Origin of the sequence: Pseudoflavonifractor sp. An85 (assembly GCF_002161235.1) — a bacterium.
Classification (GTDB): domain Bacteria; phylum Bacillota; class Clostridia; order Oscillospirales; family Oscillospiraceae; genus Enterenecus.
On the sequence record NZ_NFHE01000003.1, the window covers coordinates 90,794 to 104,915 of the forward strand.

Here is a 14,122-nt window from a genome sequence, read left to right on the forward strand (position 1 = left end):
CGGAGCTTTTTATTTCATATTCCAGTCGGGGATGAACTTCTCCCCCACCGACTCCAACTCCTGTACATAGCCCTGAATCCCCAAGGCATCCATGTAGGTGCGGGCGGCTTTCAGCTCCGAGGCGCGAAGGGTGCGCTGCAACTCCGGAAACTGCTCCAGATTTCCACATGGAGTGTACTGGGCCATAAGAGAGAACAGCACTTCCCCAGGGGCAAACTGCTGGGACACCCAGTCCATCACCCGCTTGGCCTCACTGAGGCGTCCGGGTAGAATCAAATGGCGAATGACCACCCCTTTTTTCAAAAGGCCATCCTCCAACACCACCGGGCCCGTCTGGCGGAACATCTCCACAATGGCAGCCTTTGCGGTGGAAGGATAGTCCGGGGCAGCGGAGTACTTCTCAGCCAACTCCTCCGTCACATATTTCAGGTCTGGGAGATATACATCCACCTTCCCGTCCAGGCTTTTTAAAATCTCCACCCGCTCGTAGCCACCGCTGTTCCACACCACTGGCAGATGGCCAGGTATGGGGCGGGAGAGCACTCTTTGCAGCACATGGATGTACTGGGTGGGGGTGACCAGTTCGATGTTGTGGGCTCCCTCCCCAGCCAGCTTTTCAAACAGGGCGTACAGCTCATCCTCGGTCACATCCCTACCCTGGTTTTCGTGGCTGATAGGCCCGTTTTGGCAGAACACACACCCCAGGGTGCAACCGGAGAAAAACACCGTCCCCGCGCCTCGGGTGCCGGAAATGCAGGGCTCCTCCCAATGGTGCAATTCCGCCCGGGCCACACGGGCCACGCTGGGCAGGCGGCACCAGCCCTTTCCCATCTCCGGGGTGCGATCCGCCCCGCACTGGCGGGGACACAGATTGCAAATCATCTCTGAATTTCCTCCTTCACCACGTCCAGCACTCCGGCAAAGGCGCTGGGCACAGCGTAAATCTCAGCAAGTTCCTGCCAGGTACACCACACCCAGCCCTTGGGCAGTGCGTCCTTCTCCAGGTGCACCACCTGGGCGGTGAGGTGCCACTCCACATGGGAGAAAATATGCCTGGCCACTCCGCCGAAATGTCCTTGGGGCATGTCCCATGTCCACTCCAGGGGCAGCTGGGTGCCTAACTCGTTGGGGAACTCCCACAGCCCCGCCAACAGCCCCTTGGAAGGACGCTGACGCAGAGCCACCCGCCCCTGGTGGAACAGCAGCCAAACTCTGCGCTCCTCCATGCGTCGGGGGCGTTTGGGTGCCTTCACCGGGATGCGGCTCCAGCTGTCCTGGGCGCGGGCCACGCAAAAGTCCCGGGCGGGACAGCGGTGGCACTGGGGCGCGCCATTGGGCAGGCACACCGTGGCCCCCAGTTCCATCATGGCCTGGGTGAACTTGTCCGGAGCATGGAGAGGGATGATGGGCCGCAGCTGGTCGGCGATGGCGCGTTTGGTGGACTGGGCCAAGATGTCCCGCTCGTCCCCATTGATGCGGGTCACCACCCGGAGCACATTGCCGTCCACCGCCGGGACGGGCTGGCCCAGGGCGATGGAGCAAATGGCCCCGGCGGTGTAGTCTCCCACCCCTTTCAAGGCGCGCACCTGGTCATACTGGGTGGGAAACTCGCCGCCGTACTCCTCCATGATCTGGCGGGCGGCGGTCTGAAGGTTGCGGGCTCGACTGTAATAGCCCAACCCCTGCCACAGCTTCATCAAACGCCCTTCCTCCACCGAGGCCAGGGCCGCCACATCGGGCAGTTGCTCCATAAAGCGGGTGTAGTAGTCCAGCACCGCCGCCACACGGGTCTGCTGGAGCATGATTTCCGACACCCACACATGGTACGGGGTGGGGTCCTCTCGCCAGGGCAGAGTGCGGGCGTTGTCCCGGTACCACTCCAAAAGGGGGATGGGCAGTTGTTCCAAGGGCTGCATGGGGATACCTCCAGGTCAAAAAATCCCCTTCAGTATATCACACTTCCCCGTCTCCCCTCAAGCGTCTACACAGCTGGATAAATTGGGAAAAGATCACCTGTCCCACCTCTCCCATCCGCTCGGGGTGAAACTGCACCGTCCACAGAGGGAGGGTACGGTGCTCCATAGCCTCCACCACCCCGCCCTCCGACCAGGCGGTGGCCACTAATCCACGCCCCACCTTGCCCACCCCTTGGTGGTGGTTGGAGTTGACGGCGCACACCTCCCCATACCACGCCCCCATCTGGGAGCAGCTTTTGGTACGCACTGGATGCCAGCAATCCCCTTGAGGTTGCTGGTGGAAGGGGGCCAGGGTGGGCTTTAGGTCTTGAATGAGGGTTCCCCCCGCCCACACATTGACCACTTGATGCCCTCGGCAGATGCCCAAAATGGGACGATGGGCGGCGGCAAAGGCATCCAGAAGGGCCAGCTCCGCCCGGTCTCTGGCCTGATCCACGTTGCGGGAGCCCCGGGGAAAACTGCGCCAAAACCGGGGGTGCATATCTCCGCCTCCCGCCAAAATGAGGCCGTCGTAACGCACATCCGGGTGGGGCAGATACACCGCGTCCCCCTGTCCCCCTGCCTGCTCCACCGCCTCCAAATACCGGGCGGCATCCCCACCCCCAGTGGAGATTAAAATGGATACCTTCACGCGTGTTTCCTCCTTCCCCACAACCAGCCAAACACCGATAGGCCCTGCATTAGCAGCACCCCCACATACAACACAGCCCCCACTCCCAGACACACCCCGCAGGCCGTCCACACCCAGACTCCGGACCGGATCATGGTCTGAAACAGCAGGTTGCACCACACTCCGGTGAACACCGCCGACAACACCGGCCGGACAAACCAGGCAAACAGCCGCAGACGCAGCCCGGTGGCCTTCAAGATGGAGGCAAGGTTCAGCCCCATCCCCACCAGAGAGGAGAGAACAAAGCCCACCACAAAGCCCCGCAGCCCCCAGATGGCCACCGTGCCATAGGTAAAGCCCAGCTGCACCACGTCACTGGCAATGGCGTTTCTCGCCCCCTTGCTTTGAAGCCCCAAGCCGTTGAGCGCGCCCCCCAGCACCGACTGCACACAGGTCAGCAGGGTACCCACCGCCAACAGCAGCATGTACTGCCCTGCCTGGGGCTGCCCGAAGAGCAGACGGGCCACAGTTGGCCCCAGCACCACCAGCAATGCCATGGCTGGGGACATGAGCAACATGGTCACCGACATGATGCGGTTGAGAAGTCCCGCTGACGCTCCCCTGTCTCCTCGGGCGGTGCGCTGAGACAGGGCGGGTACCATGGTCAGACACATGGCCCCGATAAACCCGGTGGGCAGGCTCAATAGGGGCATGGTCATGCCGCACAGCACGCCGAAGGCGGACATGGCCTCCCCCGCCTCCATCCCTCCCTCCACCAGTTTAGCAGGGATGAGCACCGCATTGGCTGAGCCCAGCAGCGTACCCAGCACGGAAGTAAGCCCCACGGGAATGACAATGGACCACAGGCTCTTTTCCTTCTGCCTCGTTCGTATCTGCCGTGTTTCACGTTCCCTTTGCGTACGACGAAAGAGCACCACCAGAGTCACCGCCGAAAACACCTCGCAAATCACCATGCCCAGCACAATGAGCCCCACGGTGCGCTCCTGGTTCTGGGGCAGCAACCAGATGAGAAGCCCCAACACCGCCCCGGTGCGGATAAGCTGCTCCATGGTCTCCACGGTGGCGGGAATTCGTACCCGTCCAGTGCCGTAAAAACAGTGCTTATGCAGGTTCTCCACTCCGGTGAGCAGCATACACGGCACCAGCAGCACCACCCCCAACCGGGTGCGGGCATCCCCCAGCAGGTAGACCGAAATGGGGTCAGAGCACCAAATCACCAACACCCCCAAGGGAATGGCCAGGAGAAAGAAGCTGCGCAGACCAGCCCCCAATACCCGCCCTACCCCCGCTTCATCCCCCAGGGCATGACAGCGGGCGGAACGGGTGGACACCGCCACCGTCAGCCCTACCGCAGTCACGGACATGAACATGGAGTACACCGGCATCACCAGTTGGTAAAGGCCCATGGTCTCTGCCCCAATGAGACGGGAGAGGACGAGGCGATAACAAAAGCCCACCAGTTGAGAAAACAGTCCGGTGGCAGTGAGAACCAGCGTTCCCGTCCACATGGCATTCAAAAGCAAATCCCCCTTCCTCATGGCATTGACATCCTATGAGAAAGGGGGATTTTTCATGTGAACTTTTTGCATTTTCGCCGCATAGTATGACAAAAAGGGGGTAGCTGCATGGACCAGCCCACCGGGCCAGACTGGAGTGTCAATTCCGACTTTTCCTTCCTGATAGCAGTTCTTGTAGCCGCCCTCATGGCTCTGCACACCCTGTGTCAGGCCGAGCGCGGACAGACCACCGGGTTTTATCTTCTGCGCTGCGGCGAGTCCGCCCTCACTCTGGGCAGCTCGGGATTCTTCCTCACCCAGGCCCTGAAAGGACTGAAAGAGGCAGACCCCGCAAACGCCCCCGAAATGTGCGCCGCGCAGTGGGAAGTGATGGCCGCCGGACTCATTTTGCTGGCCGCCCTCATCCAGTTTGAACTGATACAATACCGCAGGCGCACCGGACAACTGCCCGACGCGCCCACAGATCCCATTATTTCTTGAGTCGTCCCGCTGCCCGCAGGATGGAAGCCACCGTCTTGCTGTCCTCCAGAGTGCCGTCAATGGCCATCTCCACCGCCTGGGACAGGGGCATCTTCACCCGCTCCAAAAACTCGTCCTCGTCCGGGTGCATCTCCCCGAAGGTCAGCCCCCGGGCCAGATACACATGCTGCAACTCATCGCAGAAACCGGGGGTGGGCAGCATCTCCCCCATGGAAATCCACTCTTTCGCCTCGGCGCCGATCTCCTCGCTCAATTCCCGCTTGGCTGCCTCAAAGGGGTCCTCGCCGTACTCCAGCTTGCCTGCGGGCACCTCCAGGAGCACCTTGGCATAGGGGTAGCGGTACTGCCGTACAAGATACACATTACCCTCATCGTCCACAGGCACCATAACCACAGCCCCGGGGTGGCGGATCACCTCACGCCAGGAAGTGCGCCCGTTGACCAGCTCCACCGTGTCATAATGGACCTTCAACAGCCCTCCGTCATACACCAGCTTGCTGGTGAGTGTCTTTTCCATCAGTTCCATACCACAAAGCCTCCTTTGTCGTTTCCCTGAGTATAGCACACTTTTCTCCCCATTGCCATAGGAGGGAAAAACTTGTATAATGACTTTATCACACTAGAGAAGCAATGAGGTGACTACCATGGAACTCTCCCATGTTTCCATCAAACTATCCACGCTGTCTGCATATCGGGATTTGTTGGACCGGCCCGTCATGGTGACGTTGTCCCAGCTGACCCAGGCATTGCAAGAAAAAGACGGGCTGACAGCTGTCAACGCATACTGTCAGCTGTTTTCCCAGCTACACCAGGAGGGCTGTTCCAGCCTGGGGGAGTGGCTGTACCAGGCTATGCGCTGGTCCGAAGGCCCCTACCCCACCGCCGTCGCCCGGGGAGACTGTCCCCCCCATTTGGAGCGAGCCGCCCAGGAGGACATCTCCACCCTTCAGCAGCTGGCGGATATCCCCTGTGACACCTGGGTCATGTCCATCCATTTTGCGCTCTCCCCCCAGACGAACCAAATCCTACCTTCCCTTCCCCGCTGGCCCCAGGAGGCCTCCTTTGACTTTGCAGATTTGAGCCGCGCTTACCGCCAGGAGGGCATCGGCCTGCTGGCCCGGTACAAAGCCTTTGTATGGGAGGACGGCTCCCTCATCCCCGTGGCCAACCCCGACTGTCCCACGGGTGAGCAGCTGCTGGGATACGACCGCCACCGGGATCAGGTGGTGCAAAACACCCGGGCTCTGCTGGCTGGCAAATACGTCAACAACGTGCTGCTCTACGGCGAGAGCGGCACCGGAAAGTCCGCCACCGTCAAGCACCTGCTCACCCTGCCTGGAATGGAGCCGCTGCGGCTCATCGAGGCGGACAAGGAGAACCTGTCCGGCCTTCCCGCTCTCATCCGCTCTTTGGAAGGCCATCCTTTGAAGTTTATCATCTTCATTGACGACCTCACCTTCGACCGGGATGACCCCACCTACTCGGTGCTGAAAACCATCCTGGAGGGCGGCGTGGAACGTCGGCCCCAAAATGTGGCGGTATACGCCACCTCCAACCGCCGCCACCTGGTGCGGCAAACCATTTCGGAGCGAGCCGGGGACGAGATGGACCGCAACGAGACCATCCGGGAGAAAACCTCCCTGGCCGACCGCTTCGGCATCCGCATCCTTTACGAAGGGCTGCGCCGGGACGAGTATCTGGCCCTGGTGGACCAGCTGGCCGCACAGCAGGGGTGCACCTTGCCCCCTGAGCAACTCCATCAGCAGGCCATTGCCTGGGAACGGCATCACGGCTCCACTACGCCCCGCACAGCACTGCAATTTGTGCTGTCCCTGTAAGAATCAACACCCCCACAACCGGTTGCCCGGTTGTGGGGGTGTTTCTTATCGGATGGCGTCCCGAATCTGGGCCATCACCTGATCCACTTCATATTTTAATTCGGCAGCAGACATCCGCTGTGCTCCGTGACCCAGAATAATCATCTGCTCCAGGCCGTCAGAGGTGGCCACCCGCACCCGGTTGTCCCGGCTGAGCTGGTAGGTGGTGCGCTCAATGTACATGTCGGCGGTCTCCGCCTCCTTGGTGTACACCACGTACAAATCCCCCAACTTCTCCACCGAGCCCTTGCCGCCTTTGATTTTGTAGGCATCAAACACTACAATCACCTGGCAGCCTCGCCAACTCTGATAGTTGCGCAGCAGGTCAATGAGCTTGGCCCGGGCTCCGTCCAAATCCTCTCGGGCCAAAGCGGACAGGTCGTCCCAGGCGTGGATGATGTTGTATCCATCCACCAGTACATACTCCTTGCCTGTGCGGGGTTTCAACCCCTTCCACTTGCGTTCCTTGGGTTTGGCCACCGCTCTCACCGGCTGAAAGGCCCGGGGCTTTACCGCACCATAGGTACGGGCAAAAATCTCCTCCAGCTCCTTATCCAAGGCCACCTGAGAAGCGTAGCCCCGTTGCATCGGTGGGGTGGTGGGCTGTGCCTTTCGGGCCCGCTCCTCCTCTGGCCTCCAGCCGCTGTCCACGTGCATGTGGGAGCGCACCTCGTTCCAGGGGATATGCACGCCCGCTCCATGGTCGCAGAACACCGAGCCTGAGGGGTTGTCCACATCCCGGTCCGGGTCATAGCCCCGCTCCTCCACCACTTGGGGCGTGTTGTGACAGGGGCGGTACCCGTCCAGGCGGCAGGAGAACCGGCCCCGGCCCTGGGTGTAGGCCGCCACTTGGCTCCAGTAGTCCCCCACTTCGGACACGGGCAGGGATCCCGTGAGCACCGCCCGGTCCCCCTGCATCTGGGGACCTTCAAACTCGCCGCACATACGCTGCACGTCGGTCATGGCCCGGCCCACACTCTCCCCGGGCACCTCCAGACGGAAGGTGTACCAGGGCTCCAACAGGATGCTCTCCCCCATCATCAGGCCCTGGCGGATGGCCCGATAGGTGGCCTGGCGGAAGTCGCCCCCTTCCGTGTGCTTCAAGTGTCCCATGCCGGTGAGCAGAGTCAACTTCACATCCGTAATGGGGGAACCGGTGAGCACCCCCAGATGCTGCCGCTCCACCAGGTGGGTCAATATAAGCCGCTGCCAGTTTCCGTCCAGCACATCCTCGGGGCAAACGGTATCAATTTGGATGCCCGCCCCCCGTTCCAGGGGCTCCAGCAGCAAATGTACCTCGGCGTAGTGGCGCAGGGGCTCAAAGTGTCCCACGCCTTCCACCGGTTTGGCCAGGGTTTCCAGGTAGACGATGCTGCCCGGGCCAAAGGTCACGTCCAGATCGAAGCGGCGGCACAGCTCCCGCTCCAGCACCTCCCGGTGCACCTGGCCCATGAGCTTCACCCGCACTTGCTCCCCATGGGGCTCCCACTCCACCTGTAGCTGGGGATCTTCCTCCTCCAGACGGCGCAGCCGCTCCAACAGGGTGGTGGCGTCCACCCCCTGAGGCGGGATTACCTGATAGGACAGCACCGGCTCCAGTTGGGGGCCGTTCCAGTTCTCTTCACAGCCCAAACCTTCCCCGGCTGCGGTGTGGGTCAGGCCGGTGACGGCGCACACCGTTCCAGCGGTGGCTACATCCACAGCGGTAAACTTGGCCCCGGAGTACAGCCGGATCTGGTTGACCTTCTCCTCCCACTGCTTCCCCCGGAGGACCTCCCGCACCTGCAGTCTCCCTCCCGTCACCTTCAGCCAGGTCAGCCGCTCCCCCTTCTCGTCCCGGGTGATCTTGAACACCCGAGCTCCAAAGGCTTCCGGCCACTCTGGTTCCAGAGTATACCGCTCTACCCCGTCCAGCAGCGCTTCCACCCCGTCCACTTGCAGGGCAGAGCCAAAGTACACGGGGAACAGCTGCCGCTGGGTCACCAGCGCCGCCAATTCCTCCTGGGTAAATTCCTCCCCGGCCAGGTAGCGCTCCATGAGTTCCTCGCTGCACATAGCTGCCCCCTCGCCCCGGGCCTGGGGGTCGGCCATATCCACAAAGCCATGGCCCAGCCGTCCCTCCAACTGCTGGAGGATAGCCGTCTTTCCCCCATTGGGCTGGTCCATTTTGTTGACAAAGACAAAGGTGGGAACCCCCGCCTGGGTGAGCAGCTGCCACAGAGTTTCCGTGTGGCCCTGCACCCCGTCGGCAGCGCTGAGCACCAAAATGGCACAGTCCAGCACTTGCAATACCCGCTCTGTCTCCGCAGAAAAGTCCACATGTCCCGGGGTGTCCACCAGAGTCAGCTCCAGGTCACCCCGGCGCAGAATGGCCTGCTTGGCATAGATGGTGATACCTCGCTCCCGCTCCAACTCCTGGGTGTCCAAAAAGGCGTCCCCGTGGTCCACCCGGCCCAAGTGCCGGATGCTCCCCGTGACATAGAGCATGGCCTCTGTTAAGGTTGTCTTTCCCGCATCCACATGGGCCAAGATGCCCGTGGTCAGTCGTTTCATTGGGTATTCCCCTGCCTTTTCTCTGGTGCTTCCAAAATTCTCGTATCACCAGAGTACCCGATTCCAGGAAATATGGCAAGAGGCATCTTAGAAAAACATGCGGTACACCATCAGCACACAGCCGTACACCACGCTGGCAAACACGCCATAGGCCAGCACCGGCCCCGCCACGGTAAACAGTTTGGCGCCAGTGCCTGTGATGCGTCCCTCACTTTGAAATTCCAGAGCCGGGGACACCATGGCGTTGGAAAAACCGGTGATAGGCACCAGGGTACCTGCGCCAGCCCGGCGGGCAATGTCGTCAAACACCCCGATTCCCGTGAGGAAGGCTGCCACAAACACCCACGTCAGAGAAACAAACGCCAGGGCATTTTCCCCAGCCCCCCAGCTCTCGTAGAGAGTGCTCAGCCCCTGGCCCACTCCACAGATGCCGCCGCCCACCAAAAACGCCCAAACCAAATTCTTTCCGGTGGGGGAAGATTTGGCCCGGGCCATCACATACCGTTGATATTCTTCGTTGCTCATGTTCATGGCACATCACCTCCGTTCCAGTATGTCCAGATGCTGCCGTTCTATTCATCAAAACGGGTGGACGACACGTCTCTACCGTCCACCCGCTTCATCAGGTCTCCTCTTGTTTTTGTCTGCGAATGCGCTCCAGCGTTCCCCCCAGAGTGGCATTCTCCTGCAACTCCAACAGCTGCCCAATGAGCTGATTGGATAACAGGAACCCTTCCGGGGTAAACTGCCATCGGCGTCCCCGACGGCGGGCCCATCCCCGTTGTTCGAATTCTGCCAGTTTGGCCGCAAGGGGCTCAAAATTCATCATGTACTCCCGGCGGTACTCCCACTCATCAATGCCGTGAACGGTACGCAGGCGCAGCATCAAATACTCGCTGCCCCGCTCCCGGCGAGTGATCTCCTCCGATTCATCCACCACTTCGCCCCCTTGGAGCATCCCCTGGATATAGGAATCCAAGTCGGAGACAAAGGAGTAGCGCCGTCCGCCAAAGTCGGAGTGGGCCGCGGCCCCCAGCCCCATGTACGGATGTCCCATCCAATACTTCATATTATGCCGGGATTGACGGCCGGACTTGGCGAAATTGGAGATCTCGTACTGTTCATATCCCGCTTTGGCCAGCCGCTCCACCGTCCACAGGTATAGGGCTGCCTGTTGATCTTCATCGGGCAAAGTCTCGCCCCGGGCCACACGCTGGGCCAGCGGCGTACCCTCTTCCACCATCAAGCCATAGCAGGAAAGATGTTCCGGGGCAAGATCCAACGCCTTTTCCACCGTCTCCTCCCAGCTCTCCTGGGTCTGGCCCGGCAGGCCGTAAATCAAATCCAGATTTAAATTTTGAATTTTAGCTTGGCGCACCGCCGCCACGGCCTCCACCACCTGCTGATAGGTGTGGGGTCGGTGTATGGCACACAGCTCTTGGTCGTTTCCCGATTGCATGCCCATGGAAATGCGGTTCACACCCACCCGCCGCAGGTGGCGCAACATCTTTACGTCCACGCTGTCCGGGTTGGCCTCCAGGGTGATCTCCACGTCCTTAGACAGGCAAAACCGCCGCTTGATGGTGCGTAACAGCTCCACCAGCCGCTTCTCTCCGTACCAGGTAGGCGTCCCGCCCCCAATGTATATGCTGTTGAGGGCATAGCTGCGGGCCACGGCTCCACTCTCCACAATATGGCGCAACAGAGCCTTCTGATAGTCGTCCATGCGATCTTCCTTACCCGCCAGCGAATAAAAGTCGCAGTAATCACACTTGCTGCGGCAAAATGGAATGTGCACATACAACCCCAAGCACTCTCCCATAGTCTCGCCTCCCGCTCTTGGAAATTTGCTTTGCCGACGCCATGCCAGTCAAGCCAGCATCGCCTCCTTCGGCGGCCCCATAAGGGGCAAGAAAAGCGGCTAGAATCAGAGCATCATAGCCATCTCTAGAGTTATGATACCACATTTGCCGCCTCAATTCAATCGAACCTATTTTTGGAATATAATTTTTATCATTACATTTAATGATATTCTTCTTGATATATTAAGGTGGGCATGATATAATACCCTTCAGAAAGGATGGTGTCTTTATGGAACACGCACTCACTCCCGATCCCTTCGACGCCCTGCCTCGTCCTCGGAGACGCCCTCAGGAGCACGGACGCACCCCCTTCGATGGTCTGCGCCCTTGGTCCGCCATCACCCACGGCATTGGGGCTGCCCTGGCCATCCTTGGCACTGTGATTCTTCTGGTTCAGACTGTGGCCACCGGCGGGGACATTTGGAAGCTGGTGTCCTTCTCCATCTATGGTCTGTCCATGATCGGATTGTATACCGCCTCCACCCTCTACCACTCGGTACACACCACTGCCAGCAAACGCATCGCCCTGCGCAAATATGACCACGCCTCCATCTACTTTCTCATCGCCGGCACCTACACCCCGGTGTGTCTTACAGCTCTGCGTGGCCCCTGGGGCTGGTCCATGTTCGGCATCATCTGGGCTCTGGCCATCGCCGGTCTGGTGATGACGCTGTTGTGGATCAACTGCCCCCGGTGGCTCACCTCCACGGTGTATATCGCCATGGGTTGGCTGGCCGTCATCGCCATTTATCCCCTCTATGTCACCTTGGGGGCTTCTGGAGTAGCATGGCTGTTGTCCGGTGGCATCCTGTACACCATCGGCGGAGTGCTGTACGCTCTGAAATGGCCCGCCCGGGACAATCCCCGGTTTGGCTGCCACGAGATTTTCCACGTGTTCATCGTGCTGGGCTCGGTGGCTCACTTTATGATGGTGTATCACGTGTTGCTTCCTCTGTAATCCTATAAAAAGTGGCCTTTCCAATAAGGAAAGGCCACTTTTTTAATGTTCTGCCAGCTGTTCCATGATCCAAACGGCGCTGCCACCCTGGGCCTCACCCTCTCGCAGGTCCTGGAAGCCCATGGACAGCCAGAAATCATGTCCCTGGACATTTCCCTTCAGGCAACCCAAGCGGATGCTGTCCATGCCTGCATCGGCTGCCGCTCCAGGCAGAGCCTGGGCCACAGCACGGCCGACGCCCTGGCGATGCAACTGGGCGTCCACCATGAAAAAGCCCACCCAAAGGGTGCGCTCCCGGGGATAGCCCTCCGCCAGGTCCAGCACAGCGTGCAGCTTTCCATCCTTCCACAGGCCCACATAGTGCTTGTCCTGCTGGGCACACCGGGGAGGCAGAGAAGCCATATCCTCCCGGATGCTACGCAGAGAGGGCTTCTCCTGGCCCTGGATGTCGTAATAAGAGGCATTCCCCTCCATCAGGGCCAACACAGCGGGCAACTCTTCTTCTGTCACGCTGTGAATCTCAAACTGAGGCAGACGCTGGCCCAAAGCAACCAGCACCGGCACGTCGGGCAGTGCCACCTTGGTGCCCACACACCGGTTGATGGGGGTACCAAGGTTGTGGAACTTCTCCTCGTAGTCGGTCATGATGCCACAAATCCCGTGCTCGTGCAGGTTGCGGGTGACCTCAGACAATTCAAAACCTGCCTTAGGAAACTGGAACAGAGACCACTCGTACAGATCCCGGTTGTCCGATTTGAAGTGGATCTGACCCCCGTCCCGCAGCACCTGACGGTAGCCGCGCAAAAAGTTCTCATGGGTCAGGCGACGGCGGGAGTGCTTCACAGAGGGCCAGGGGTCACAGAAGTTGATGTAGAGCAGGTCTACCTCGTCGGGGGCAAAGTATTCGCTGAGACAGGCGGCGTCTCCGTCGATGAAAAAGACGTTGTGCAGCCCCTTCTCCCGGCACCGTTCCATAGCAATCACCATGGCATCCGGCACCCGCTCCACGGCCACATACAGGTCCTCAGGGTGGGCTGCTGCCGTCTCTGCGGTAAACCGGCCCTTGCCGCAGCCCAGCTCCAGCCGCAGCCCCTGGGCCTGAGGCATCAACTCCCGCCACTTTCCACGCTGGGCGGTGGGGTCTTTAATCCACAACTCGGCGCAAGATTCCATGCGCCGGTCCAAATTCTTCTTCTTTCGCATTCTCATAGGGCTCACCTCATCATATACTGAAAAGAAAGTCGAGAAAATCATATCATAAACTCTTGCCAAGGGCAAGAAAATCCGCTATAATATAAATCCGTCCAAAACAAAATATCCGGGTGTAGCGCAGTTGGTAGCGCGCCTGCTTTGGGAGCGTGCGGGCTTCATCCATGAGGGATAAAGCGCAACCCCGCAACCCGCTGGGACACTACTAGAAGCGGGAACCATTTCCGCCAAAGCCATTGGTCAAAAACCGGCGTTGACCACATGTTTGACCACAATTGGAAAATTCCATATCCGGGTGTAGCGCAGTTGGTAGCGCGCCTGCTTTGGGAGCGTGAGGCCGGAGATCGAGCCGCACTTTCTTAAAATCCCGGAAAGCTCTGGGACGCTAAGACTGACGGATTTTTACCCCTCGCCGGGAACTGGTCAAAAATCGGCGTTGACCACATGTTTGACCACAACTGGAAAAATCCATATCCGGGTGTAGCGCAGTTGGTAGCGCGCCTGCTTTGGGAGCAGGATGTCGCAGGTTCGAATCCTGTCACTCGGACCAAATTTCGCAGAAAAGCCGCCTATTTATTCGGTTTTTCTGCGTTTTTTGTTCGATTTTTGCAGTTTTTCTATTTGCTGTTTCGTGGTGATTCAAGGGCCAAAACAGCGGCAGGCACATGAGCGAGGATGGCTGCCGAAACAGCCAAATCCCTAACCCATCCCTAACGGGGAAACTTCCGCATTTTGCCGTTCCTATCGGTGCCGTTGTCGGCTACTCCTGATCGTATGTCTACGCTGCGTAGGTCGTGAAGTAGGATTTCTCCTGCTATAAGTCAATCTTTGACCTATCTTAAATTCAATAGAGCGTCCACCAGTATTCGAACACTTTGCGATACTGGTTGCCCTTCTTCGATAGGCCGAAATACTTACGGACCTTTCGATTGGATCTTCGCTTCAGATACCGTTGACAATTGCTGGACTTCATATACTGAACGTGCAGTCCGGAATGAAGTAACGTTCTTAATCTCTCATAGTCTCCCTTGATATACCCCATGTTTGGTGCATACCTGC

General features: G+C 59.4%; 12 protein-coding genes and 1 tRNA gene. 4 read left to right on the forward strand and 9 right to left on the reverse strand.

Annotated elements, in window-relative coordinates:
• Positions 1-9 precede the first annotated feature (9 nt).
• The 4 genes from B5G37_RS02755 to B5G37_RS02770 are packed head-to-tail and all read right to left on the reverse strand — an operon-like array spanning position 10 to position 4,145.
• Complete coding sequence (locus B5G37_RS02755) at positions 10-882, reverse strand: radical SAM protein (RefSeq protein ID WP_087253560.1); 873 nt, start codon at positions 880-882, stop codon at positions 10-12.
• The gene (gene mutY / locus B5G37_RS02760) at positions 879-1,916 is read right to left on the reverse strand and encodes an A/G-specific adenine glycosylase (RefSeq protein ID WP_087253562.1); all 1,038 of its coding nucleotides are present in this window, start codon (positions 1,914-1,916) and stop codon (positions 879-881) included. Before mutY ends, B5G37_RS02755 begins: the two co-directional genes overlap by 4 nt.
• A 37-nt stretch (positions 1,917-1,953) precedes the next feature.
• A complete protein-coding gene (locus B5G37_RS02765) occupies positions 1,954-2,607 on the reverse strand; it encodes a gamma-glutamyl-gamma-aminobutyrate hydrolase family protein (protein WP_242962737.1) in 654 nt (217 codons plus the stop codon).
• Positions 2,604-4,145 (reverse strand): oligosaccharide flippase family protein, encoded by a 1,542-nt coding sequence (locus B5G37_RS02770; RefSeq protein ID WP_242962738.1) that lies wholly within the window; start codon positions 4,143-4,145, stop codon positions 2,604-2,606. Before B5G37_RS02770 ends, B5G37_RS02765 begins: the two co-directional genes overlap by 4 nt.
• 87 nt (positions 4,146-4,232) lie before the next feature.
• Between B5G37_RS02770 and B5G37_RS02775 the strand changes: the two genes are divergently transcribed.
• Complete coding sequence (locus B5G37_RS02775; protein WP_087253564.1) at positions 4,233-4,604, forward strand: hypothetical protein; 372 nt, start codon at positions 4,233-4,235, stop codon at positions 4,602-4,604.
• Here B5G37_RS02775 and B5G37_RS02780 read toward each other — a convergent pair.
• Positions 4,594-5,130, reverse strand: a complete 537-nt coding sequence (locus B5G37_RS02780) for an NUDIX hydrolase (protein ID WP_087253567.1) — start codon at positions 5,128-5,130, stop codon at positions 4,594-4,596. The genes B5G37_RS02775 and B5G37_RS02780 overlap by 11 nt on opposite strands.
• Positions 5,131-5,248: 118 nt before the next feature.
• Between B5G37_RS02780 and B5G37_RS02785 the strand changes: the two genes are divergently transcribed.
• Entirely contained in the window at positions 5,249-6,442 is a 1,194-nt protein-coding gene (locus B5G37_RS02785) for an ATP-binding protein (RefSeq protein ID WP_087253570.1), read from the forward strand.
• Between the two features lie 45 nt (positions 6,443-6,487).
• On the opposite strand, the gene B5G37_RS02790 is transcribed toward B5G37_RS02785, so the two are convergent.
• The 3 genes from B5G37_RS02790 to hemW form a co-directional block, all read right to left on the reverse strand.
• Positions 6,488-9,034: a TetM/TetW/TetO/TetS family tetracycline resistance ribosomal protection protein gene (locus tag B5G37_RS02790; RefSeq protein WP_087253572.1), complete on the reverse strand. Its 2,547-nt coding sequence runs from the start codon at positions 9,032-9,034 to the stop codon at positions 6,488-6,490.
• Positions 9,035-9,121: 87 nt separating this feature from the next.
• Positions 9,122-9,565, reverse strand: a complete 444-nt coding sequence (locus tag B5G37_RS02795; RefSeq protein WP_087253575.1) for a SpoVA/SpoVAEb family sporulation membrane protein — start codon at positions 9,563-9,565, stop codon at positions 9,122-9,124.
• 91 nt (positions 9,566-9,656) lie between these two features.
• Positions 9,657-10,856, reverse strand: coding sequence for a radical SAM family heme chaperone HemW (gene hemW / locus B5G37_RS02800; protein ID WP_087253578.1), 1,200 nt, complete (start codon positions 10,854-10,856; stop codon positions 9,657-9,659).
• A gap of 269 nt (positions 10,857-11,125) precedes the next feature.
• On the opposite strand from hemW, the gene B5G37_RS02805 reads away from it, so the two are divergent.
• Positions 11,126-11,854 (forward strand): hemolysin III family protein, encoded by a 729-nt coding sequence (locus tag B5G37_RS02805; RefSeq protein WP_087253580.1) that lies wholly within the window; start codon positions 11,126-11,128, stop codon positions 11,852-11,854.
• A gap of 42 nt (positions 11,855-11,896) precedes the next feature.
• Here the strand turns inward: B5G37_RS02805 and trmB are convergent, their stop codons facing one another.
• A complete protein-coding gene (trmB, locus tag B5G37_RS02810) occupies positions 11,897-13,063 on the reverse strand; it encodes a tRNA (guanosine(46)-N7)-methyltransferase TrmB (protein WP_087253583.1) in 1,167 nt (388 codons plus the stop codon).
• A 474-nt stretch (positions 13,064-13,537) separates the two neighbouring features.
• Between trmB and B5G37_RS02815 the strand changes: the two genes are divergently transcribed.
• A tRNA-Pro gene (locus B5G37_RS02815) sits at positions 13,538-13,613 on the forward strand.
• Positions 13,614-14,122: the final 509 nt, after the last annotated feature.

What these genes read in the sequence shown, in the direction of transcription:
- B5G37_RS02755 (WP_087253560.1), bottom strand. Translation starts at nt 882, where the DNA reads ATGATTTGCAATCTGTGTCCCCGCCAGTGCGGGGCGGATCGCACCCCG.
- mutY (WP_087253562.1), bottom strand. Translation starts at nt 1,916, where the DNA reads ATGCAGCCCTTGGAACAACTGCCCATCCCCCTTTTGGAGTGGTACCGG.
- B5G37_RS02770 (WP_242962738.1), bottom strand. Translation starts at nt 4,145, where the DNA reads ATGAGGAAGGGGGATTTGCTTTTGAATGCCATGTGGACGGGAACGCTG.
- B5G37_RS02775 (WP_087253564.1), top strand. Translation starts at nt 4,233, where the DNA reads ATGGACCAGCCCACCGGGCCAGACTGGAGTGTCAATTCCGACTTTTCC.
- B5G37_RS02780 (WP_087253567.1), bottom strand. Translation starts at nt 5,130, where the DNA reads ATGGAACTGATGGAAAAGACACTCACCAGCAAGCTGGTGTATGACGGA.
- B5G37_RS02785 (WP_087253570.1), top strand. Translation starts at nt 5,249, where the DNA reads ATGGAACTCTCCCATGTTTCCATCAAACTATCCACGCTGTCTGCATAT.
- B5G37_RS02790 (WP_087253572.1), bottom strand. Translation starts at nt 9,034, where the DNA reads ATGAAACGACTGACCACGGGCATCTTGGCCCATGTGGATGCGGGAAAG.
- B5G37_RS02795 (WP_087253575.1), bottom strand. Translation starts at nt 9,565, where the DNA reads ATGAACATGAGCAACGAAGAATATCAACGGTATGTGATGGCCCGGGCC.
- hemW (WP_087253578.1), bottom strand. Translation starts at nt 10,856, where the DNA reads ATGGGAGAGTGCTTGGGGTTGTATGTGCACATTCCATTTTGCCGCAGC.
- B5G37_RS02805 (WP_087253580.1), top strand. Translation starts at nt 11,126, where the DNA reads ATGGAACACGCACTCACTCCCGATCCCTTCGACGCCCTGCCTCGTCCT.
- trmB (WP_087253583.1), bottom strand. Translation starts at nt 13,063, where the DNA reads ATGAGAATGCGAAAGAAGAAGAATTTGGACCGGCGCATGGAATCTTGC.